Here is a 23,339-nt window from a genome sequence, read left to right as displayed (position 1 = left end):
CAGCCAGTAGACCATTATCTCACCAATAACTACCCTCACGGGCGCTAAAGGCCACAACTGAATGCAATTTCGTGCGGCTCCAGGTCGCGCCCGGCCAATAGCGCCTCGAGCGTCTCCCGCCCCTCGCCCTCGCCGACCGGCCGCGCGCCGAAATCGCCTGTCTGGTATAGCGTCCATGGCCCGTCCAGGCTTCCGCCTTGCGTCGAGAGTAGATGACTTAGCTCGGCACCTTCACCGTTCGGTCCAAAAAAGCCCACGATACGGATCGGTCGCTCCACCGTGAGTCCACCGGGCCCATGACTCCAGAAACTTTCCCATGGAGAGAACGGATCTGCACAAAGCCGCCTCCTTCCAGCATAGCCAACGACATTCAGGTTGGACGTAACAAAGCGAAGAAATCCAAGACCAGGCCCCCTATGGGGGTAGAGATAAGGAAAGTTGTTTTCCGCAACCAGAATGAGTTGGTCTTGCGGCCGAATATCAACACCAGCCTGAATCGGGCCGCGCGAGGCATAGTGTAGATAGTTTGAGACCAATTCAATACGCCGAGAAATGACACCTATGTGCTGCTCAACGTGGATACTTTTTTGAAATCCCAGCGCAAGCACGCAAAGCACCACGACCCCTGAAGCAAAGGAAGGACCTGTTGACACTTGCCCGCCAGCGCTTTCTGCACTCAATGCACCCCGGACGAACGACGCAACGATCTGGAACATCACGCCTACGGAGCAGCTGAGACCGACAACGGAAATAAAGCTGTATCTGTTAGGAAAACCACCTCGCCCAATACTGTAAATTATTATCGGAACAACATAAACAGCCGCAGCGAATCCAATGATCGCGAGCAACTCATACTCTTTCTTGAGAATTGCAAAATAAATGGCGCCGACAGCCATTGCAAAAAGCGCCAACAGCACCACCCATGCGATGAGCTCCCCACCCGGAAGCACGGTGTCGATGGGTGTGGCGAAATTCGACAGCACGGCGCGCAACGGGTCGCCCGCCCACTCGGCGCGGCCAAGCGAAGATTGCTCACGAACGACCTTGGTCGTCACTAAAATTATCGAAAAACAGATCAGGGCGCTTTGGAGGAGCGACTTTGGTCGAATGAAGAGCGCCGCCCAAAAAATTGCAGGCACCAGCAGCACGCTGGACGATATCCCGTCCGAAATAGTGAAAGCGATCAACGCTGAAACAATTACTGTTGCAGGCCAGTTATTCGCATGCCGCCCGTAAACGAGAAACAAAATGCAAACAAAGAAAAAAGCAACATCGAAAACGACATAGCTAAGATTTATTCCAATAAATATTTCCCACTGCCCAACAATCACAAGCGGCAGACTAGCCGCAAGCGCTGCGCCAGCCGGCGCGAGTGAGAAACCCAATCGAAGGGCCCAATACGCAGTCAAGAACAGAGGAACCCCGCCCACAGCGATAAGAACCAGCCGCGCGGCGAACGGAGAAACATTCGTCATTATCTGCGCGAGAAAATTATCAACTATCAGGTGCCTAGTCACCGTACCCCCGCCCCTGCGCATCATGTGGTTGAGCGAAGATTGAAAATATGACGTGGCATCATCATGCCAGAGCAAATAAAGATCCGAGATATAATTTGCATTCGCAACAAATATGATAGTCGCGCCCACAAACATGAGCGCCCAGTCTTCGCGTCCGGCGACAGGGTTCATGGAGCCGTTAAAAGACAAACTCCGCAGAAACAAGCCTCGCAGTTCGAGGCCTCTCCTAAACCACTGAATCATGCTCTTCCTCCACTCAGCAGAGCGCCTTCAAATGAGAGGACTCCAGCCCATAGATATTTCCGACACAAGCGAAACCCGACCCTCGAACTCCATCGCCGATCAATCTGTTCCCGCCACGCTAGATTCGAATTGGGCCACCACCAGCTCTTCGACGCTTGGCAACAATTACGGTTTTCGACGATACACTTTGGAAACACATGCCCAGTACTTGTCCAGGCAGCACCGCCTCTCTTGAAATTTCCCGAAGCCAGCACGCACCTCGTCGGGCTTGGGCCTTGCCAATCAACGATAACCTTGAGAGTTGTACTTGCGAAACAACCCGCCCGCCCCACACCTTCGCAGCTCCCGATCATCACGATGATCTGCTTCTCTGAATATCAGCCGCGAAGCATCGCCCACCCTTCCCGATGGGCCCCGCGATTTCTTGGGTCAAAGCTCGAAAAAGGGGCGAACACTCCCCTCCCCAGCCTTGAAATTTAGATAAATTTCGGGCTTTCGGCAACGACAACTCCATCGCGCAGCTGCGTCCGACCATAAAGCGTTTCGGACGACTGGTCGCTCTCGTACTCCATACAGCTTCCCCAGCCCCGCCCCCTACAGCCTCAGGATCGAGCGATGATGCTCGGGAGAAATGTGCGTGCCGACCAGCACCGCCTTGACCTGATCATTCAGCAGATTTACCGCTGCCTGGATCGTGCGCACCCTGCGCCTTGGGTATCGACGTGCATGAAGCGAACCTACGGCGCCACGTAGACATAGCCATAGACAAAAGCGTCGTCAGATTCCGAAAACATCCGGACGTGATTCGTCACTCTCAAATCCGCTAGCCAGTCGTCTCTGTTTCCCCAGCAGGGCACTCCGGACCGAGGCAGGGTTAGCTTGTCCGCAATGCCTTTAGGACATCTGGGACAAAATTCGACCGGCCATAGCGAACGGCGAGGAGCCTCAAGGCGGCCTTGCGGCGACGCAAAGCCTCCTTATCTGCGACAGCGGCTTCCAAACGCTCTGGCAACTCGCGGATACTGGCACGATCTTCGGCACACCTGATAACGGCCTGCTCCCAGATCGCCGGCGAGCCAGGCGACTTGTAAGTATCAGCCAACACGACAGGTATCGCGCCACTGGCAATTGTCTCCCACAAACGGATTGAGTTCGGACCGGTTCCCGATGGACACAAGGCAAACTGGGTCTGAGCCATCACCTGCTTGAACTCCTCCGAGGCGTTATTGTCCACCAAGCCGACGCTACTGTGCGCCCGCGCCAGCACCTGATGGTCATAAACAACCTTATTGTAGTGCCAAGTCTCGCGATCGCGCACAAGGCCGCGCGGGTGCTCGGCCAACTCCTCGATCAGGAAGGTCCTCGACTCCGTGAGGTAGATCGGTGTCGCCTTGGCGCCCACGAATGAGAACAGATATCGCCGGTCCTCAAGCGGGATCTGCGGCCCCTCGGGAATCTGGACCGGATAGAGGGGAAACGGGTGGATCGCGATATTGCGATCATCACCAAATCCGGTCTCGCCATGGGTCGCATGCGACCAAAAAACATCGGTGACACCGGCCATTTCAAATAGCTCTGGAAATTTCAGCATGTGTATGTGCTGGCAAACCGTGAATATCCGCTCACGCCCCGCCAGGGCGTCGACTGCACGCTCCAAACCGTCACGTAAAATACTCAACCGCTCTGTGTCGGTCTGGTTGTGCTTGCTGACATCGATCAGCGTCGCCCACGGAAAGCCCAGATAAGCGGCATCACTGTTGCGCTGGGCAAGCAATCTGACCTGATTGAAGGCATGCTGCTCGGTGATTGCGGGATGCTGCCAATGAGCATCATAGGCCGCAACGTTGCGATCGACATAAACATCCCCCCCGCGCGTCGGCGCCACCAGCGGCGCGTCGACGGCGACAATCGCCGGACGGGTCAATGCGGCGAGCGGATTGTCTTTTCCTATCGGCTGGACAGGCTGCGCCGGAGGAAGCTTTGTCCCTCGCTCTTTCGCCCAACGTTCCAGCGATGCGTTGATCTTCGCACTTCCAAACTGAGCCGACCGGATGGGCCAGAACTCTATGTCCAACTTGGCCGGGTCGGCCAATCCATCGCTTGCGTGCACCATGGCCATGCCGCCAACAATACGCATGTCACCCTTCTTGTCGTATGTTCGCAAGCCGGTCTCATGCACATGAATGCTACGGATATCGTAACAGGGATTATAGATCGTGTGACCATAGACCGCAAAAATATAGGCGACCTTGTTGTCGCAGCGGGGCACGCCGAGCGGGAAATTCAGGCAGCGGTCACGATCAGGATTTGAGGCGTGGGCCGCACAATAGGCCCAGCTGTCCTGGGACCAGTGCGGATTGGGATGAAGACTGGTTTCTTCGCCAATCAGCTCATATCGACTCAACGCGACGAAACCGGTCGGATCAACGGCAAACAAGTCCTCAAGTCGACTCACCGTTTCATCAAAACAGATATCCGCATTCGCCAATATCGAAATGTCCTGCGGACAGTAAGCTTCGGTGAGGCGGGTCCAGTCTTGGTAGGTTGGACGCCGGTCCATCCGGATCACGGTGACACGGCCGTCCTGCTGACTGACCTCCGCATCATCATCAACCATCAGATAGATATGGGAGATCAGCTCATTCTCCCTGTTCTTCTGAAGACAAAGCGCCAGCTCTTCCTGCCTCGCAGCTTCGGCCGGCCTAAAATATGGCATGAACAACGAAATCGACACTACCACCCCCCTCGAAATTGCAATCTGGCCAAGACCCAAAGGTCGCGAGCAACAGGCACCTCTTCACCAATATGAAAATTGCCATCCGTCATTCGAGCACCGAATCATAGCCCAATTGCAGGCACAACGCCTGATAAGACGTGCTGGCTTGCGCTTCCTGGACCAGATCATCGGAATACGCCCGCCGCGATCTCGGCGCAATCTTGTCACCTCGCCGACCGCTGTCCCCGGAAAGCTGGACCGCCGAGAGCAGAGCCTTCCAGTCTGGATTGTACACAAGCTCAAGTCGCCGGCAGATACCCCGCATTGTCTCATCAGGATCAGAAACAAAGCTCTCGTACCGAATGATTGCGACATCTTCGTAAGCGGCAAGGAAAGCGAGATACCGACGCGCGTATTCCTCGAGTGAGAACGGGGAAAAATGCCGCCATCCGTTCTGGTCGAGGGCGAGGTAGGAGTCGATGGGATGGCGAACCGTCACGATCGAGCGAAGCGGCGCAACATCTGCAAGCATCGCCGCAAGGGTTGGCCGGGCACCATAGTCGACATCCGTACAGAATTGGGAATGGGTATGGTCGCGCAGGATCAAGCGCCGACCAGTCCGATTCAGGCGCGTGTACAGAACCTTCACTGCCGCACCAAACATTTCGACCGCGGTTCCCTCATCAACCGGATTCAGCGCACCGCGCGCCAAAAGGATCGGATCGGTCGGCGCAAACCGGGATCGTTGCGTGTTCAGCTGGGCCGTGCTGAGCGGATCGACCTCGCTCAACAATAGAGAGTTCGGTTGCGACTGCAGCCCCCTGGCGATCAGCGTCCCGCCCGTGCAGGCAAAATGATGAATTGTCCGGATAGGCGCCGGTTCGCCCACCGGACGCTGACTGAGCAATGTGGCCAAGCGGCTGAGATCCCCTTGGCTCAAACCGGCAATTGTCTCAGTTGGCGATCGCGTAAACCCGTCACCTCCGCTGGCAGATATTGCCGCATTTCTTGTCGTCAACGCCGTCATGAAGACTTCGCCCGACTGGTTACTTTTGTGCTCTTTGAGGAAGACTTGGCCGTTGGGCGTGTCCGCGCACCAACACGCTTGGGGCTCGCCTTGGCCCCGGGCGCTTGGTCGGCCTCCATCGATCGCGACACTTTTTGCGCGAGATCATCAAAGAAGCGTTCGAGCTCGAGCTTCTCATCAGCCAAAGCCGCAAAACGATCTTGGAGATCGGCGAGATCCGCTTGAGCAATCCTTTGAATTCGCAATGACAAGCGGTTATCGTCCCGCAGAGCTTCGAGCTCGGCACCCGCCCGCTGGGCAGCCTGACTTCGCTCGACCAACCGATCTTCGAGTACGTCTTTTTCGCCTTTCAACTGGTCACGCTCAAGGCGGACTTCCGAAAGCGCCTCCAATGTCGCCTGCGCTTCACTCGCTGCCTGCTCGCGCTCGGTCGTAAACACATCCATCTCGCCCCTCAACCGGTCACGCTCGCGGCACGCTTCCGAAAGAGCATTCTGTGCAGCCTGCGCGTCTGCCGCGATCTTCTCGCGCTCGGCCGCCAGCGCGTCCATCTCGCTCCTCAACCGATCACACTCGAGGCGGGCTTCCGAAAGAGCATCGACATCCAATGAGGCCGCTTCACTCGCCGCCTCCTCGCGCTCGGCCGCAAGCGTGTCCATCGCGTCCCTCAACTGGTCACACTCAAGGCGGGCTTCCGAAAGCGCCTCCAATGAGGTCTGCGCTTCACTCATTGCCTGCTCACGCTCGGTCGTAAGCGTGTCCATCGCGCCCCTCAACTGGTCACACTCAAGGCGGGCTTCCGAAAGCGCCTCCAATGAGGTCTGCGCTTCACTCATCGCCTGCTCACGCTCGGTCGTAAGCGTGTCCATCGCGTCCCTCAACTGGTCACACTCAAGGCGGGCTTCGGAAAGCGCCTCCAACGTAGCCTGTACTTTACCCGCGGCCTGCTCGCGCTCGGTGGCAAGCGCGTCCATCTCGCGCCTCAACCGGTCACGCTCGCTGCACGCTTCCGACAGAGCATCCTGTGCGGCCCGCGCCTCACGCACTGCCTGCTCCCGTTCGGTCGCAAGCGCGTCCATCTCAACTTGCAGGCTGTCGAGGATCGCGCGGTCCTGGTCGAATTGAAGCGCATAGGTTTCTCGCAAATCCGAAATAACCAATTCGAACTCCCGAACACCTTGTTCGAACGTCAAGCTAAGCGCCTTCCAGTTCTTTTCGACCCGCGCAAACCGCATGTCCGGATCGACTGAATCAGTCTCCCAAACAAGGTGTCGGTTCGTCGCTTCAAGCCAGTCGGTCACCATTTTCCGATCCGCGCCGCCATCATGGAGCGCTGTCTCGGCGACACAGACGACAACGGCATCGAACTGGTCAAGCAAACCAGCATCATCCAGGTCGGACAAGACAACAAGCACTTCCGAAGGGGGTTCGACAACAAGTGCCTTCAAACCCTCAATCGCCGCGACATTGCGCCCATCGAGCAAATCGCGGGCCCGAACGGCTTGAACCGGCACACTTTCGAGATATCGCAGGCCTGGAAAGAGGGTCGTCGCGCCAGTAAGCACGCGCACACTGTTCATGTCGCCAAAGCTGGTGCGTCGGAAATGCGCCGCGCCCAGCCGGTCCATTACTGCGGCCTCTACCAGGGAGCCCGCGCCGGTTTCCTCAAGCCAACCCCGAACTGCCTGAGCCCGTTCCGGATCAGGTTCCACCAGCACGAGATCATCGACACGCCCTTGCCAAGAACGCCCCGCAGCCTCACCGCAACCGATATGGACAACCAAGCCGAAGCGCTCGCCCACGGACTCTAGCAACCCCTCCATCATTCGCCGCCCTCGTCAGTCGCAGAACCTCCGCGCAGCCTCCTCAGCGGCGCGGTAACCTTCCAAGACGTTGAATTCCGCATCTGATCGAGCGCGTCACGCAACTTCTCAGCATCTTGTTGCGCCCACTCCAGCTTCGACTCGAGATCAGATACCTGGGCCTTGAGTGCGACAAATGCTCCCAGCCCCACTTCACCCTCAGAGCCAGCCTGCCTCCGCTTTAGCTCGCCGCCCTTGCGAGATGCCTGACGGTGGCTCCACTCCATCTCGGACTGACAAGCCAGAAGTGCGTCCTGCAACTCCGACACCAGCTCGCGCTGGGCGTCCAGGGCGGTCAGAGGGCCTTCATCAACACCGGCAAGATGGTGCGATGGCGATGCTGCCCGTTTGGCCATGTCCGAAAGCCCGGCCAGCGCCACGTCGACATCCCGCGCCAGAATGTCAGAATCGAAGTCCAACCGCCCCATGCAGCCCCGCAACTCCTCATCCAACCTCTTGAGCACGGGGCTGACTTCGACCGCAGCGGCTCCGATAAGCCGAAACAACAAATGGGTCGGATCCGAAACTGGCTGTTCGTTCGCTCTGATGCGGAAAGCGGGTTGCATGCGCCCCTCGAAATAGGCGCTCACCGCAGTTGCAACAATATTGGGCCGGAGCCAACAGACCTCAGCCGGCAAGATCAACGCTTGGCGCCGGGCACGCCTGAACAAATCCAAAATTTCCTTGATACGCGTCTGTACCCACTCATGGGCGCCATCGGAATCCATGCCCTCTGACAGACAAGCAGCGTAAAGTTGCGATGCGGGCGCCGCCAACATCACAAGTCGTGCATCGATCTTGCCGTGGAGACGCTTGTGCAGCAATTCGCGGTCGAACGGCACAGCCTCTCCGAGATGTGCCATATTGGCAACGCCCCCTGGGAGCAGTTCCGAATGCACGACCGAGTGATACAAGTTCATGACCCTTCTCAACATTTTGGACACAACCCGATACCCCACATGCGTACGAGCAACAAGGCCACCCCGGTGCTTTCAAGTCTCCGTCACCGAGCATGCGCGTCTTGCGAGCATGCTCGGTGCTTGTCTTCGCTAGTGCGACAGTTTAACAGGATGCTCAAAGATCAGCCCCACATGCTCAAGTTCCGAGAATTCCATGACAAAGCGTGCACTTATTACTGGCGTGACCGGACAAGACGGTGCGTATCTGGCCGAACTTCTACTCGCCAAAGGCTACGAGGTTCACGGCCTCAAGCGTCGGGCCTCTTCGTTCAATTCCCAACGCGTCGACCACCTTTACGTCGACCCGCATGAAGCCGAGACGCGCTTCTTCATGCACTATGGGGACATGACGGACTCGACCAACCTGATCCGGCTGGTCCAGCAGATTCAACCTGATGAAATCTACAACCTGGCCGCCCAGAGCCATGTGAAAGTCAGCTTCGAAGCACCGGAATACACCGCCAATGCGGACGCAATCGGTGCGGTACGCCTGCTCGAGGCGATCCGGATTCTCGACCTCAAGGAAAAGACCCGCTTCTACCAGGCCTCAACGTCGGAGCTTTACGGCCTCGTCCAGGAAGTTCCACAAAGCGAGAAGACACCTTTCTACCCCCGCAGCCCCTACGCTGCGGCCAAGCTTTATGCCTACTGGATCACGGTGAATTACCGCGAAGCCTACGGCATGCACGCATCGAACGGCATTCTGTTCAACCATGAAAGCCCGACCCGCGGCGAGACATTCGTCACGCGCAAGATCACGCGTGCAGTTGCCGCCATCCACCAAGAACGGCAGACCAAGCTCTATCTCGGCAATCTTGACGCCAAACGGGACTGGGGACATGCCCGCGACTATGTCGAAGGCATGTGGCGTATCGTGCAACACGACGTCGCGGATGATTTCGTGCTCGCCACAGGTGAAACCCACACCGTCCGTGAGTTCGTGGAACTGGCCTTCAAGGAAGTCGGCATTACCCTGGAATGGAATGGCGCCGCTGAAAACGAGACCGGCCGCTGCGCGAAAACCGGTCGTGAACTGGTCGCCGTCGATCCGCGCTACTACCGCCCAACCGAAGTCGACCTGCTGATTGGTGATCCCACCAAGGCAAAGGAAAAGTTGAACTGGGAGCATACGACGCCTTTCCACACCTTGGTAAGCGAGATGGTCCGGAGCGATCTGAAAGTCATCGAAACTGAGGCTGCCTATCGGTCCAATCACGGCGAGGTCTGATCGGATGTATTCGCTTGAAGGCAAACGCGTTTGGGTTGCCGGGCATCGCGGCATGGTCGGCGCAGCCCTGGTTCGGCGCCTTCAGCGCGAACATCCTGCTGAAATCATTACAGTCACACGGGCCGAGTTGGACCTGACCAACCAGGCATCCACATCACGTTGGATAGAGGACACCCGTCCCGACGCCGTTTTCGTCCCGGCCGCCAAAGTTGGTGGCATTTATGCCAATGACAGCTATCCGGCAGAATTTCTGTACCAAAACCTGATGATCGCCGCGAACATCATCCACGCCAGCCACACGGCCGGCGTCGAGAAATTGTTGTTCCTCGGCTCGTCTTGCATCTACCCGAAATTCGCCGATCAGCCGATCCGCGAAGAGGCCCTCCTCACTGGTGATCTCGAGCCGACCAATGAATGGTATGCGATTGCCAAGATCGCCGGGATCAAATTGTGCCAATCCTATCGCAAGCAGTACGGCGCCGATTTCATCTCCGCCATGCCGACCAATCTTTATGGTCCGGGCGACAATTACCACCCGATGAACTCGCACGTTATCCCGGCCCTGATCCGCAAGGCGCACGAAGCCAAGCTCAGTGGTGCCGCCTCCATGGAGATTTGGGGAAGCGGCACACCACGACGCGAATTCCTGCACGTCGATGATTGCGCGGACGCCCTGGTGCACCTGATGAAGGTGCATTCGGACGCCGGCCACATCAACGTCGGGTCAGGCGAGGACCTGCCGATCGAGGACTTGGCGCGCGAAATCATGTCTGTGGTGGGATTTGATGGCGAATTGACCAAGGATACCAGCAAGCCGGACGGTACACCGCGCAAACTGATGAGCGCCGACAAGATCCGCGCCCTGGGCTGGACGCCCTCCATCAAGCTGCGAGAAGGCTTGGAAGATGCTTATGCCTGGTTCCGTGATCACGAACTCGGTTCCTGACACGCAACCCGATTTCGTTTACCCGCCGCAAGCATGTCGACCGAGGCGAGTGGCTGGCGCCCCTCTGGTCGGCGGAAGGTGCCTAACATCGATCCGGTCATAATTCGTAGACGAGATCCCGTTTTCCGCGACGCCCGGCCAAGCCTCCCAGGAGAGGAGGTTGATCACGCGCCGCCCCCGACACGAACCGACCCATTTTAAGTACGCGATCATTGGGCCCTTCAAAGTCCCCCCTGGCCCGAGGCCGCCCCACCCCGGCTGCAGCAAAAGAGGGATCAAGCCCTGTTTCACAGCCCGTAGAAGTCCCAAATCGAGTGCGGCGCCGGGTTTGGCGCTTGTGTCCGTGTGACGCATCAATATAGAAGCTGAAGGTGGCGTTTTGCCTGATCAAACTAGCCGACCGAGCCGCGCTCAGGCGCAATTTTGAGAGCTCACCAAGACATGTCGGGGGAAGGCATGGCCGATACAGGATTCAATATCCAATCGCTGCCTCTTAAAGATGCCGCGATAATAGAAACCCGCCGACATGCCGACTATCGAGGGTATTTTGCGGTTCCGTTCAACCGGGACGCCTTTCGACGCGGCGGGATCACTGCGGATTTTCTGCAGGACAACCAATCCCTTTCAAGCGAAGTGAATACGCTGCGCGGCATGCACTGCCAACTCCCGCCACACGATCAGGCCAAGCTGGTCCGCGTGCTCCAGGGTCGCATCACTGACGTGCTCGTTGATGCCCGCCGCGGCTCCCCGACATTCGGCCAACACGCCAAACAGGAGTTGAGCGCCGAGAACGGTCTTCAGGTATTTGTGCCGCGCGGCTTCCTGCACGGCTTTATCACCCGCGAACCCGGCACTTTGGTATTGTACAAGGTCGACAATGAGTACGCCGCCGGCGCCGATCGATCGGTAAGCTGGAACGATCCGGCGCTGGGCATCGACTGGGGACTGGGCACGCAAGCGCCCATTCTCTCGCGCAAGGACAAAGACGCGTTAAGTTGGGCCGAGTTCGATACACCCTTCCGGTATGAAGCAAGCTAGACAGGCTGGGCGATGAAGCTTCAGATCACAGGAGGATACGGCTTTATCGGTTCCGCAGCTGCGCGCGCCGCGCGTGCTCGCGACGACGCATTCGACAAGGTCAGAATTGGCGATGCTGCCCTGCACGGCACCGTTGGTGCTGTACCTTCTTCACGTCTTGTCTTGGCCGGCACATGACGGGTCTCCGCGTTCTGGTCATCGGACACTCGGGCCAGTTGGCTCGATCGCTGGTCGGCGCGGGCATGGCGCGCGCAATCAAAATCGAAACCGCCGGGCGCCCGTCTCTCGATCTCAACGAAGTCCAGCACGCGCGAACCTGGCTCCGCGAACGCCTGATGCAAACAGACCGTCCGCAGGTGGTGATCAATACCGCCGCCTTCACCGGCGTGGATGCGGCCGAGGCGCAAGCCGCAGAGGCCCGGCGGATGAACACGGACGCCCCGAGAGTCATCGCGGACGTTTGCGCCGAATTTGACCGTCCCATGATCCATGTCTCAACCGATTATGTCTTCTCGGGACGAGCCGTGAGACCGTGGTCGGAGATTGACCAACCGGCGCCGGTATCGGTGTATGGGCGAACCAAATTGGACGGCGAACGCTCGGTCGCGCAAGCCTGTCAAAAACACCTCATCGTGCGGACATCATGGCTGTTCTCCGCCTTCGCACCGAATTTCATGACGACCATTCTTCGGCTCGCCCGGGACCGGAATGAAATTTCGATTGTGGACGACCAAGTCGGCACACCGACTCCGGCGGCGGCACTCGCTGACACTTTGCTGACTATGGCTGAACATGCCGCAAGCGGCGATGCGCCCTGGGGAGTGTATCACTACGCCGGCGACACCGTGATGAGTTGGGCGACCTTTGCGGCGCATATCCTGGCCGCCGCCGGCCTGACTGACCGCACCATTCGCCCTATTCCCGGTTCCGATTATCCGAGCATCGCCGCGAGGCCAGCCTGGTCGGCCCTGGATTCAAGCCGGGTCAGGGAAATCTTCGGCTGCGCCCCGGCCGATTTCAATGCCGGGTTGGCGGCGGCAATAAATCGCCATCGCGCAGACGGCTGAATCCGTTGGTGCCGTCCCACAAGCCAGCCTGACATCGCTCGATCAAGCTTGAGCGGAGTTTGCTGCGGCCGAACGCCCCCGCCAAACCCTGAACCAATCGGCAAACGCCTTCAGTCCTTCCTCAATACCCACTTTCGGCTTGTACCCATAATCCGCCTCCAAACGACTGGTGTCGGCATAGGTGCGGGTCACATCGCCCGGCTGCATGGGCAGCATGATTTTCTCGGCATCAACGCCAAGTTCGCGCTCGAGCGTCTCGATCATGTCGACAAGTCGAACAGGTGACGAGCCGCCAATATTGTACACGGCATGGTGGGCGCGAGCCGGCGTAGCGGCAAGAATGCGTGACAGGGCTTCAACAACGTCATCAATGAAGGTGAAGTCACGCTCCATATCGCCATTGTTGAAGACCTCGATGGGGCGACCTTCGAGCATCGCTTCGGCGAACAGCCAATAGGCCATGTCCGGACGCCCCCATGGACCATACACGGTAAAGAAACGAAGCCCAGTCGCTGGAATATCGTAAAGCCGGCAATATGCGGCGCTCATGAGCTCGTCAGATCGTTTGGTTGCCGCATACAGCGAGGCGGGACACTCAGCTGCATCACTTTCGCGAAACGGTACTTGTGAACGCTCTCCATACACCGAGCTCGACGATGCGTAGACGAGGTGTTCCAGCCGGTCACCAAGCAGACGAGCCGCTTCCAGGACCGACAAATGCCCGAGCAGGTTCGAGCGGGCGTAGGCAAAGGGGGCTTCCAAGGAATACCGGACGCCGGCCTGCGCACCGAGATGCAGAATTCGTTGCGGCCGGACATCCATTGCCAACGCCGCGATGGCGTCATTGTCGGCAAGATCCATCTTCTCAAAGCGGAAGCCGGGAAACCGTGCCAGCTCGTCGAGGCGAGCCCGTTTCAGCGCCGGATCATAATAGGTGTTGAGATTATCGAGACCGACGACATCTTCGCCCGCTTCCAACTGCGCCTTTGCGGCATGAAAGCCGATAAAGCCCGCCGCTCCTGTAACCAGACACGTCAAACGCACGTCTCCCCGATCCGCCGATCAATACCTTCTCGACCCATCCTGTTGATGGAAAACCGGAGGCGCTGTTAACGGCACTGATGTTTTGCCTCAACGCCGGACGACGCGACAGCCCCCACATACACTAACGCCCGCTAACACCGGGCAGGGGGTCAGGACGGGGAGACGATGCCATCTCCCCGTCTTGCCATCAGGCCCAACCGTCGGGTGTCTCGTCCAACAGGGCCGGAACCCAGGCGCCGAACGGATCGGTCGATTCACCGCCTGGCGCACCAGGCTGGAAACTCGCCAAATGCAATGGTTGGCTGGCCGTGATCGCCAGACCCGTTGCCTCAGGCGATGTCAGCGTTTCCATGACCGGGCCGGCTTTCTCGGTCAGGACAGCGACGTCGATATCCATCGACATGTCGAGGGCCCACTCGCGCATCACCTGCACTGCGCCCTTTTCGACAGACAAGGCCGTGGCGTTGGCATCGCTATCGCCCAAAGCTTCAAGCAATGCCAGGTCGTCATCGCTCAGATGCGGATAGACATGCCGATCGTGACCGTGGTCAGGCGCCTTGCTGTCATTGAGGACTGCCATCACAAGATGCCCGCCATCCTCACTCACCGCAAAACGCGGATCGATCGGGGAAAGCTCCAACGGCTTGTCGAGGTCCAGCCCTTCCTGGCCTGCATTCTCCGGATCACCAAAATACTCCGGGTGACCAGTCGCGCCATCATAGGTGATGGTCTCGACACTGATGAGCTCGACAATGCCATCCGGCGAGCCGGCCCGGTTGTCGGTGACGACCGTATTGCCGGATCCATTGGTGCTGAGGCTGTAATCACTCGACGCGCCAGAGAAAATGACCGTGTCATTGCCGCTGCCGCCATCGAACACGTCTGTACCGCCAGACGCGTAGAATGTGTCGGCGCCGCCATTCCCGGTCAGCGTATTGTCGGCGTCATTACCGACGAGGATATCATCGCCGCTGCCGCCGATGGCGTTTTCAATCACCGTATCCTTCGCGATCCCGACATTGCCGGTCCGGCCCTGAACACTGGAATATGCCTGTTCACGCAGGTCGAGAATCTGGTCGGCGCCGGAACCGGAATAGTCGAGTGTGTCGGTACCGCCAGCGTCGAAGATCGTGAAGCTCACCGGGTTTGTGAAGGCGGTCGCATCGAAGATCGTGTTGCCCGCGGTGGAGTTGTAACCGTAGACCGTATCGCCCGACCTGGTCGTCGTCGATGCGCCATACATGTCGTGCACGGCAATGATGTCAGCCACCTGCGGCCCGATCACATACCCGAAAGAGGCGTCCACATACGTATTCTCGTTCTGGGAGAAGTACGACATGATGGATGCCTGCCAGGAGTCATTCAGATAGATCGCATCGACGGCGTAGTCAGCGGACCCGTCATAGGGGCCGCCATGACCAAGCCCGAGTGCATGCCCGATCTCATGGATGTAGGTTTGGAAGGAATAGCCATCCAGATTGGTTCCGTAAGTCGACAACCAACCGGTGCCGACATTGACGCTGGCCGAGGTAATGAAGCCACCGGACGTCGTATCCGGTCCCGCAAACGCACCTTCCTCGTCATCATCGAAGGTGATTTCACCTCCGGTCGCAACTTCGCTGAAAGTGATGCCGGTGATATCTGACCACAATTGCAGCGCCGCACGTGCCAATGTCTGGCCGTCCGTCGTCAGGGCCGTAATGTTGACGGTGATCGTATCCCCAGTCGACCGGTCCCATTGCAGGCCGCCGAAACCGTTGGCATTCAGATAGTCGCCAATTTCCTGGTAGTTCCAGGCGCTCAGCGGGTCGACATGGTGGAATTCAAATGTGTACTCGCCGGTCCGCTCATCGGTCGAGCCGCCATCCCAAGAATCCACCTCAATATAATAGGTGCCGGACGTTTCGGCGGTAAAGGCAAGGCGGCTGTCGCGGATGCTGCCCAGCGAGATATCGTCGTTCTCGGCGATAAGATCCCCTGAGGCGTCGAACAGCCGGATAAGGGGGTCCTCGACTTCTTCAGCCCCGGTCCCGGTGAGATTGAACTCGTAGCGCTGGCCAGCAACCAGCTCGACACGGATCCAATCCTCATCGCCGGCCGTCTCAAGATTGCCGACATAGGAGCCGCCGGAGACCATGCTGATCTCGGTAGAGTCATTGTCGGGAATTTCGGCAGCATCATCGATATTGTCGACTGTCACGGTGACCGACAGGTCATTGGACGCCGAACCGTCACTGGCGGTCACTGTGAACTCGTAATTGCCGTCGGCATTGGCATCACCGGGCGCTTCGGCATCCGGCGCGGCATTGAACGTGACCTCACCGGTCGCCGCATCGATCGAGAACAGGGCGGAGTCGGTGCCCGAGATGGAATAGCTGACCGTATCACCCTGGGGATCGGTTGCCGTCGCAACATAGGCCGACGTTTGGTTCTCGGATACCGATTGGCTCGCCGCCGATGAAAAGACCGGCGCGTTCGCCTCGTCGACATCGGTCACGGTGATGCTCACCGCCTGTGTGTCTGTCAGCGTTCCGTCGGACGCGACCACCGTGAAATCATAAACATTGTCGCCGCCATTATCGGCGGGGCTTTCGAAATCGGGCGGTGTCAGGAACGACACGGCGCCGGTCGAGGCATTGATCTGGAACAAGGCGGCGTCAGTTCCGGTGATCGTATAGGAGATCGTGTCTCCCTCGGCGTCCGTCGCGGTTGCCGTATAAACGGTTCCGGAGTTGTTTTCAGCTGTCGACGCGCTTGCCGCCGAGGTGATCACCGGCGCGACATCATTCTCGTTGGTCACGCTGATAGCCACTGACTCGGTATCTGACAGAAGGCCGTCCGACGCCGTGACGGTAATGTCATAGACATTGTCGCCATCATCGTCGGCTGGCGCTTCAAAATCGGGCGATACGAGGAAGCTCACAGCACCTGTCGCGGCATTGATCGCAAACAGCGCCGCATCCGTCCCGCCGATGGAATAGACGATTGCGTCCCCATCACCGTCCGTCGCGGTGACGGTATAGGCGGTGCCGCCACCATTCTCGACAAAGTTCGCGGTCGCGGACGACGTGATGACCGGCGCTGCGTTCACATTGGTTACCGTAACGACGAGCGCATGCGTCGTTGTTGTCGACCCGTCACTCGCTTGCAGTGTCAGCTCATAGACATTGTCGGCGTTCGCGTCTGCGGGGTTTTCGAAGTCCGGTGATGACACAAAACTCAGCTCACCTGTCGCGGAATCGATCTGGAACAGCGCGCCATCGCCACTCGCGGCGATACTGTATGTCAGCGTGTCTCCGTCCCCGTCGGTTGCGGCAGCCGTATAGAAGCTGCCAACACTGTCCTCAGCCACCGTGTCGACTGCCGCCGACGAGAAGACCGGTGCGAATTCATTGACATTGGTCACCGAGATCGAAACGGCTTGGGTCACTGTATTGGCGCCGTCCGACGCGTTGACCGTAATTTCGTAGACATTGTCGCCATCGGCATCGAGCGGTGTTTCGAAATCGGGCGGCGCGAGAAAACTGACGGCGCCCGTGTTGGCATCGATACTGAACAGGGCTGCATCGGCCCCGGTCACCGAATAGGTCAGCGTCGCGCCTTCCGGATCTGTTGCGGTCGCCGTGTAGACGGTCCCGGCCGTGTTTTCGGCCACAGATGCTGACGCGCCGGATGTGATCGACGGTGCCTCATCGACATCATTGACCGTTACGGACACGGTGTGCGTGGTCGTCGCGGTACCATCATTGGCCTGGATCTCGACCTCGTAGACATTGTCGGCATTGCCGTCAGCGGGCGCCTCGAAGTCCGGTGCGGTCAGGAATGTCAATTCACCGGTCGCCGCATCGATCGCGAAGAGCGCGCTGTCGCCCGCCGTCCCGAGCGAATAAGTGATCGTGTCATTGTCGGGATCGGTGGTCGTGGCGGTGTAGACAACCCCGGTACCGTTCTCGTCGAAACTGGTCGCTGTACCCGAGGTGAAAGATGCCGGGCCTTCCTCAACACCATTGACCGTGATCGAAACCGCCTGGGTCGTGCTGGTCGTCCCGTCAGACGCCGTGACGATCACCTCATAAACATTGTCGCCATTTGCATCACCGGGATTTTCAAAGTCGGGTGCCGCGACAAAGCTGACTGCGCCGGTCGCCGCATCGATGGTGAAGAGGGCCGCATCCGTGCCGCCGAGACTATAGGTGACCGCTTCACCTTCGGGATCCGTCGCAGTGGCCGTGTAAACCGTGCCGGCGTCATTTTCGTCGACACTCGCTGACGCACCAGATGAGAAGACCGGCGCCTCATCCACATTCCCGACCGTGATGGTGACGGTCTGGTCGGTCGTGTTGGTCCCGTCCGACGCTCGGATCGTGATCACATAATCATTGTCACCACCCGAATCCGCCGGATTTTCGAAATCAGGCGGCGCGTTGAAGGTCACTGCACCGGTCGTGCTGTTGATCGAGAACAGGCTCGCATCCGCACCACCACTGATCGAGAAGGAGACGGAATTGCCGTCGGCATCAGTTGCGGTCGCAGTGTAAATCGTGCCGGTGACATTCTCATCGACGCCCGCCGTCTCGGCCGAGGTGAAAACCGGAGGGTTTGTATTTGTCGGTGGAGGCGTCGGTGTCGGCGAGCTGCCCCCGCCACCACCGCCGCCGCCTGCGGCCGCGCCGAGCAGGCCGACACCACCAAGCAGGCCGAGCACTGCACCGCCGCCGCCGCCGCCAGCGGCTGCCCCCGCAGCGGCTTCAAGCAGGGCATTGGCCTCCAACGCCGCGTCAGAGAGATAGACAACGCCGTCCAGCACGGTGACGTCCTCAGCGGCGATCAGAACCGTGCGTCCGTCGGCCATCACGAGCTCAACCGACCCATCGGCACCCATCGCGACCCGGGCAACGCCATCGACACCGGACACCGGCGTGAAACCGTCGGGCGGCGTTGCTCCCGGCTCTTGGGCCTGGGCGCCCCCCGCCAGCATCAGGGCACCGCCCGTCGCCAGTGCGGTGGACAGAAGGGCATTGCGGACAGTGGACTGTCGATTTTCTTTGTTGGCAGCAGGCATGATGGATCTCTCCCGACGATCTTCTTGCTTCTCCGAAAAGGCATATTTCAGCGGGTGCGCATTGACCAACGCCCGCTCACAAGCCCCGCCCTGAACCCAGGGTGTTCATTTCCTCCCGGAACCGGTCTCGTTGCAGACTGGTTCAATCCCCTATCGGGTTCGTCGCGAACCCGGCGTGCCCAGCCGTCCGGCTTTTCGGCACGCGATACAACCAATTTCATTGGCATCAGAATGCCACCGTTCACGGTGCCCGCCCCGGCGTCAAGGCACTGATGTCAACCTTCCAGCATCCGCGCGCGGCTCAGGCATGCGCGCCGTCAACCCCATCAGCTCCAGCTTCTGACGAAGCAGCGAGAACCTCGCACCGATCACATCGAGCTCTGCCCGCTCATACGTCAGACGTGCATCAACCAGATCAGGCAGAGTTCCCAAGCCGAACTCGAACTCCCCCGAGATCGCGTCGAAATATTCATACTGTGAGCGAGCGACGGCTTCACGACGGACCAATTGCGCTTGCAGCGAAATCGATCGGCGAAAAACGATTTCGGCCTGCTCACGCAGTTCGCGCTGGAGGCTTCTCAGACCACTCTCCTGCTGCTCCATCCGGGCCACGGCCCGTTCGCCGCGCGCCTGCAGGGCCTCGCCGGTCAGCAGCGGCACCGACAGGTCTATCCCGACCCGGTCGCGGGCATCCCACGTCTCACTGAAATCATCATAGACCCAGGACGCGATACCCACAGCTTCGATCACCGGAAGCCGGCTGCGCCGCGCCCGTTCCCGCTGCGCATCCAGGCCACGAACGGCCTCGGCCTGGGCAGCAATTCCGGGATTGCGGGTCAGGGTGTGGTCGACCGCATCATGCACCGTCTCGATACCGCGCAACGCGCGGGCAAGGTCTTGCTCCGCGGCCTCCGCGCCGCACAGCGCATCAGGGGCGAAGCCCGTATATTCGCGGATACGGGTCGCGGCCCGGTCACGCATGAACCCCAGTTCCAGCGCGTCGGCCTCGGCCTCGGCCAAACGCGCTTCGATCTGCGCCCGATCCGCACGGGTGGCGCCGCCAGTGGCCAGCAAGGACTGCACGGCAGCCCGCTGACGCTCGAAATAATCGCGCCGCTCGGCCACGACATTGATCATGGCATCGGCTTCCAGATGCGTAAGATAAGCGTCGGCGAGGCGTCCGGATGCGTCGATTTGCTGAGCCCGAAGCTCGTGCGCGCGTTGCTCGATCGAGCTGCTGGCCGCGGCCATGGCGTAGTGGGAATCACCGAAATCCCAGAGTCGCTGTGACAAGCGCAGGCCAACCTGGTTCTCGATCTGACTGCCGGTCAACCCGCTATCGCCCGACGCCGTACGACCGAAGGTCGACAATTGCGGAAGCCTTAGTGACTCGGCCTCGCGGTAGTCGGCGGCGGCCTCGTCCTGACGGGCGATCGCGCCGGCGACTTCCGGCGCGCGTTCGGCAGCGATCCGCAAGGCCTGCTCGAACGACAGGCACGTCTCCGGCTGCGCCGCAAAGGCAGCCGCTGGAGCGGTCACCACAAGACACAGACCGGACAACGCCCGGCCCAACACAAGATGAAAACGGTCGAACCCCATCCCGCTCACCCGGTCCGCGCGCCGCGGAACAGCGACTCGCTGATCGGCTCGAGCAGGTAATCCAGCGTGGTCCGGCTGGACCCGGAGAAGATGAAGACCTCCACCGGCATGCCCGGGATCACATCCAACTCACCCAGACGCGCGGCTTGTTCGGCAGGGATGCGGATACGCACTTCGTAATAGGCTGCACCGGTATTCTGGTCGGTCTTGAGGTCGGCGCTGACACTGATCACCTCGCCATCAAGCCGCGGCGTCATCCAGCTCTTATAGGCCGTCAGCCGCGTGCGGACCGCCTGCCCCTCATAGACCGCTGCTCGATTGGCGGGCTGGATACGGACCGACGCCGTCATTTCACCGACGGCAGGAACGATCTCCAAAATGGCTTCGCCGGGCCGGACGACGCCGCCGCGTGTGGAGAAGCGCAAATTGAGGACCTCGCCTGATTGCGGCGCCAGAACGACCGACCGGTTCAGCACGTCCTGCGCGGCCGCAAGACGTTCCCGCGCCTGTTCCAACTGGCTGCGGACCTCCAGCTGATCAGCCGACACCTGACGGTTGAAAGCCGCCTCGGTCTGGGCGATCTGCCCGTCGAGATCCTGTTCCAGCGTCGCGGCCTGCTGCGCCTCGGTGCGCAAGCGCGAAATATCGGCCTCGAGTGCCGCCACATCCCGCTCCATGCCGCGCAACTCGTCGAGCCTCGCCATCTGGCGCTCGTAACGCTCGTTCAGCAGGGACAGCTGATCCTGGGCCGCTGACAGCACGCGCTGGGTGATGCGGATCTGCTGGGCGTGCAGGTCACGGGAGGAACGGGCGCCGTCACGCCGGGCCGTCAGCACAGCAATGTCGGCCTGGAAGGATTGGGTTTGTTGCCGGAACAGGTCGCGCTGGCGCGTCACCACCGCGTCGCGCTGTTCTGTCGTCAGGCCGAGTTCGTCGAGCGACGAGAAATCCGGCTCTTCCAACCCGTCGCGCAAGGCCGCAAGGCGCTGGGTGGAGCCGGTCAGGGTCGCGATTTCCTGCAATAATTCATCGCGCACCGCCAGCGATGCGGTTTCCTGCAACGTCAACAACGGCGCGCCGGCTTCCACCCGGTCGCCGTCGCGCACCATGAGCTCCTGGATGATACCGCCTTCCAGATGCTGCACGACCTGACGGTCATTCTCGACCACGATCTGGCCGGCGGCGGGCACCCCTTCTTCCAGCGGCGCCAGACCGGCCCAGGCGAGAAAACCACCAAGGCCAATCAGGCAGGCAAGGGCCGAGCGGCGCACGAAGCTGTCGCCGAGAAGACGGGTGGGTGTGTCGGGACCGGACATCAGGCCGCCCCTCCGCGGCCGGACGCGCTCGCGCCGGCGCCGGGGCCGGTCGCCAGTTTGAGGAATTGCTCGGCCGGTGCCGCCATGACATCGCCATTGCGCACCAGCAACACTGTCTTGGCCCGTTCGATCACCCGTCGGTCATGGGTCGCGGCGAGGATGATGGCACCGCGCTCCGCAGCCTGTCGCAAGGCATTGACCAGGGCCGGTGCCGCGGCCGCATCGAGATTGGCGGTCGGCTCGTCCAGCAGCAACAGGACGGGATCGCCAAACAGCGCCCGCGCGAGACCGATCATCTGGCGCTGCCCGGCCGAAAGGTGCGTGCCACCCGGTCCGACGCGGGTATCATAACCGTCCGGCAAGGCGAGGATGGTTTCATGGGCACCGGCGGCGCGGGCCGCCGCGATGACCGCCTCCGGCTCGGCATCACCGAGGCGCGCGATGTTCTCGCCGACGGTCGCGGGCAGCAATTCCACATCCTGCGGCACATAGCCTACAAAGCGGCCGCGATCCGGCGCCGGCCAGTCATGCAGATTGCGTCCGCCCAGACTCATTGTTCCTGAACCCGGCTGCCAAGCGCCGGCCAGGGTCTGGAGCAGGGTCGTCTTTCCGGCACCATTGCCGCCGGTCACGGCGACCAGCTGACCGCCGGACGCGGACCAGCTGAAGGGCCGAACCTGCGGCGTCTCGGCGCCCGGCACCACGACAGACAGCCGATCCAGCTTGAGTTCAGCAGCCGGCCTCGGCAGCGGTGTGTAACTGGCTTCGGCCTGGGCACCATCGAGGCTTTCCATCAGCCCTTTCCAGGCCGACCAGGTCTGGATCGTGTTGCGCCAACCGCCGACAATCTGGTCAATCGGTCCGAGCGTGCGGGCGAGAATGATGGACGAGGCAACGATCGCGCCGGGCGAGATTTGCTGGCTCAGCGCCAGCGCCGCTCCTCCGCCCAGCACGCAGATCTGCAGGACCTGGCGGGTTGAGCGCGAGATGGCGGTGAATTTTCCATCATCCTTGGCCGCATCGAGCGAAAACCCCTGACCGGCCCCCTGGGTGGCGCGCCAGCGACGGAACGCCGCCGGCACCAGACCCATGGCCGCCATCGCCGACCGCTGACGCTCGAGCCCGGCAGCGAAATCGCCCGCACTGCGCAAGGCACCTTGCGAGAACTGCCCGGCCTGCCGGGTGCTCAACTCCGCCGTCACTGCGACGCCGAACACGACCACGGCGCCAACCAGACCAACCAACCCGATGACCGGATGGATCAGAAACAGGACGACCAGGAAAAATGGTGCGAACGGCAAATCCGCGAAAGCCATCAGGCTGCCCGTTTGCAAGGCGGTCTGCACGCGCTGGATCGCACCGAGATCCCGTGCCAGATGCGGCTGGCCGGACTCGCTCTGGAAACGGTCGAAAACGAGCGGTGTCAGCAACGCATCAAGCTCGCGCCCGGCCAGGGCGCTGACCCGGCGACGACCGGCTTCCGCCGCGCCATAAACACCGAGCAGGAAGACCGCCAGCACTGACAACCAGATCAGGGTATCGATCGACCCCGACGACAGGACACGGTCATACACCTGCAGCATGTAAAGCGGGGACACCAGGAGCAGCAGGTTCGAGGCAAGTGAAAACCCTGCCAACGCCGCCATGTGCGGTCGCAAGCATTGCCTGACCTGCAAGGCGAGGGGTTTTTGCATTCTCACTCCGACCCGGGCGAC

Annotated in this window: 15 protein-coding genes; 5 read left to right on the top strand and 10 right to left on the bottom strand. The window is 60.2% G+C overall.

Annotation, left to right across the window (positions count from 1 at the left end):
- Window positions 1–44 precede the first annotated feature (44 nt).
- The 5 genes from AWH62_RS01330 to AWH62_RS01305 all read right to left on the bottom strand — a co-directional run bounded on the left by AWH62_RS01330 (window position 45) and on the right by AWH62_RS01305 (window position 8,285).
- On the bottom strand, window positions 45–1,760 hold the full coding sequence (locus AWH62_RS01330; protein ID WP_075188652.1) for a hypothetical protein: 1,716 nt from the start codon (window positions 1,758–1,760) through the stop codon (window positions 45–47).
- A gap of 874 nt (window positions 1,761–2,634) precedes the next feature.
- Complete coding sequence (locus tag AWH62_RS01325) at window positions 2,635–4,494, bottom strand: exostosin family protein (protein ID WP_158025525.1); 1,860 nt, start codon at window positions 4,492–4,494, stop codon at window positions 2,635–2,637.
- An 88-nt stretch (window positions 4,495–4,582) separates the two neighbouring features.
- Window positions 4,583–5,392 (bottom strand): sulfotransferase, encoded by an 810-nt coding sequence (locus tag AWH62_RS01320; RefSeq protein WP_158025524.1) that lies wholly within the window; start codon window positions 5,390–5,392, stop codon window positions 4,583–4,585.
- A gap of 107 nt (window positions 5,393–5,499) precedes the next feature.
- The gene (locus tag AWH62_RS01315; RefSeq protein WP_143742855.1) at window positions 5,500–7,305 is read right to left on the bottom strand and encodes a hypothetical protein; all 1,806 of its coding nucleotides are present in this window, start codon (window positions 7,303–7,305) and stop codon (window positions 5,500–5,502) included.
- Between the two features lie 20 nt (window positions 7,306–7,325).
- On the bottom strand, window positions 7,326–8,285 hold the full coding sequence (locus AWH62_RS01305; protein WP_143742854.1) for a hypothetical protein: 960 nt from the start codon (window positions 8,283–8,285) through the stop codon (window positions 7,326–7,328).
- A gap of 193 nt (window positions 8,286–8,478) precedes the next feature.
- Between AWH62_RS01305 and gmd the strand changes: the two genes are divergently transcribed.
- The 5 genes from gmd to rfbD all read left to right on the top strand — a co-directional run bounded on the left by gmd (window position 8,479) and on the right by rfbD (window position 12,603).
- On the top strand, window positions 8,479–9,552 hold the full coding sequence (gene gmd, locus AWH62_RS01300; RefSeq protein ID WP_075188646.1) for a GDP-mannose 4,6-dehydratase: 1,074 nt from the start codon (window positions 8,479–8,481) through the stop codon (window positions 9,550–9,552).
- A gap of 4 nt (window positions 9,553–9,556) precedes the next feature.
- On the top strand, window positions 9,557–10,498 hold the full coding sequence (locus tag AWH62_RS01295) for a GDP-L-fucose synthase (RefSeq protein WP_075188645.1): 942 nt from the start codon (window positions 9,557–9,559) through the stop codon (window positions 10,496–10,498).
- 456 nt (window positions 10,499–10,954) lie between these two features.
- Window positions 10,955–11,536 carry a dTDP-4-dehydrorhamnose 3,5-epimerase gene (gene rfbC, locus AWH62_RS01290; protein ID WP_075188644.1) on the top strand — a complete coding sequence of 194 codons (582 nt, stop codon included), beginning with the start codon at window positions 10,955–10,957 and terminating at the stop codon, window positions 11,534–11,536.
- A 12-nt stretch (window positions 11,537–11,548) separates the two neighbouring features.
- Entirely contained in the window at window positions 11,549–11,713 is a 165-nt protein-coding gene (locus tag AWH62_RS16935; RefSeq protein WP_158025523.1) for a hypothetical protein, read from the top strand.
- Window positions 11,710–12,603, top strand: coding sequence for a dTDP-4-dehydrorhamnose reductase (gene rfbD / locus AWH62_RS01285; RefSeq protein ID WP_075188643.1), 894 nt, complete (start codon window positions 11,710–11,712; stop codon window positions 12,601–12,603). Before AWH62_RS16935 ends, rfbD begins: the two co-directional genes overlap by 4 nt.
- Window positions 12,604–12,645: 42 nt before the next feature.
- Here rfbD and AWH62_RS01280 read toward each other — a convergent pair whose 3' ends face one another.
- The 5 genes from AWH62_RS01280 to AWH62_RS01260 form a co-directional block, all read right to left on the bottom strand.
- Window positions 12,646–13,641, bottom strand: coding sequence for an NAD-dependent epimerase/dehydratase family protein (locus AWH62_RS01280; protein ID WP_075188955.1), 996 nt, complete (start codon window positions 13,639–13,641; stop codon window positions 12,646–12,648).
- 193 nt (window positions 13,642–13,834) lie between these two features.
- Complete coding sequence (locus tag AWH62_RS01275; RefSeq protein ID WP_143742853.1) at window positions 13,835–18,709, bottom strand: cadherin domain-containing protein; 4,875 nt, start codon at window positions 18,707–18,709, stop codon at window positions 13,835–13,837.
- A 261-nt stretch (window positions 18,710–18,970) separates the two neighbouring features.
- Window positions 18,971–20,308, bottom strand: a complete 1,338-nt coding sequence (locus AWH62_RS01270) for a TolC family protein (RefSeq protein WP_075188641.1) — start codon at window positions 20,306–20,308, stop codon at window positions 18,971–18,973.
- A gap of 5 nt (window positions 20,309–20,313) precedes the next feature.
- Complete coding sequence (locus tag AWH62_RS01265; protein ID WP_075188640.1) at window positions 20,314–21,624, bottom strand: HlyD family type I secretion periplasmic adaptor subunit; 1,311 nt, start codon at window positions 21,622–21,624, stop codon at window positions 20,314–20,316.
- Complete coding sequence (locus AWH62_RS01260; protein ID WP_075188639.1) at window positions 21,624–23,318, bottom strand: type I secretion system permease/ATPase; 1,695 nt, start codon at window positions 23,316–23,318, stop codon at window positions 21,624–21,626. Before AWH62_RS01260 ends, AWH62_RS01265 begins: the two co-directional genes overlap by 1 nt.
- Window positions 23,319–23,339 lie beyond the last annotated feature (21 nt).

The organism is Maricaulis sp. W15, assembly GCF_001924955.1.
Lineage (GTDB): Bacteria > Pseudomonadota > Alphaproteobacteria > Caulobacterales > Maricaulaceae > Maricaulis > Maricaulis maris.
The sequence above is the reverse complement of the archived record's forward strand: the minus strand, read 5'-3'. Positions and strand labels throughout refer to the sequence as shown.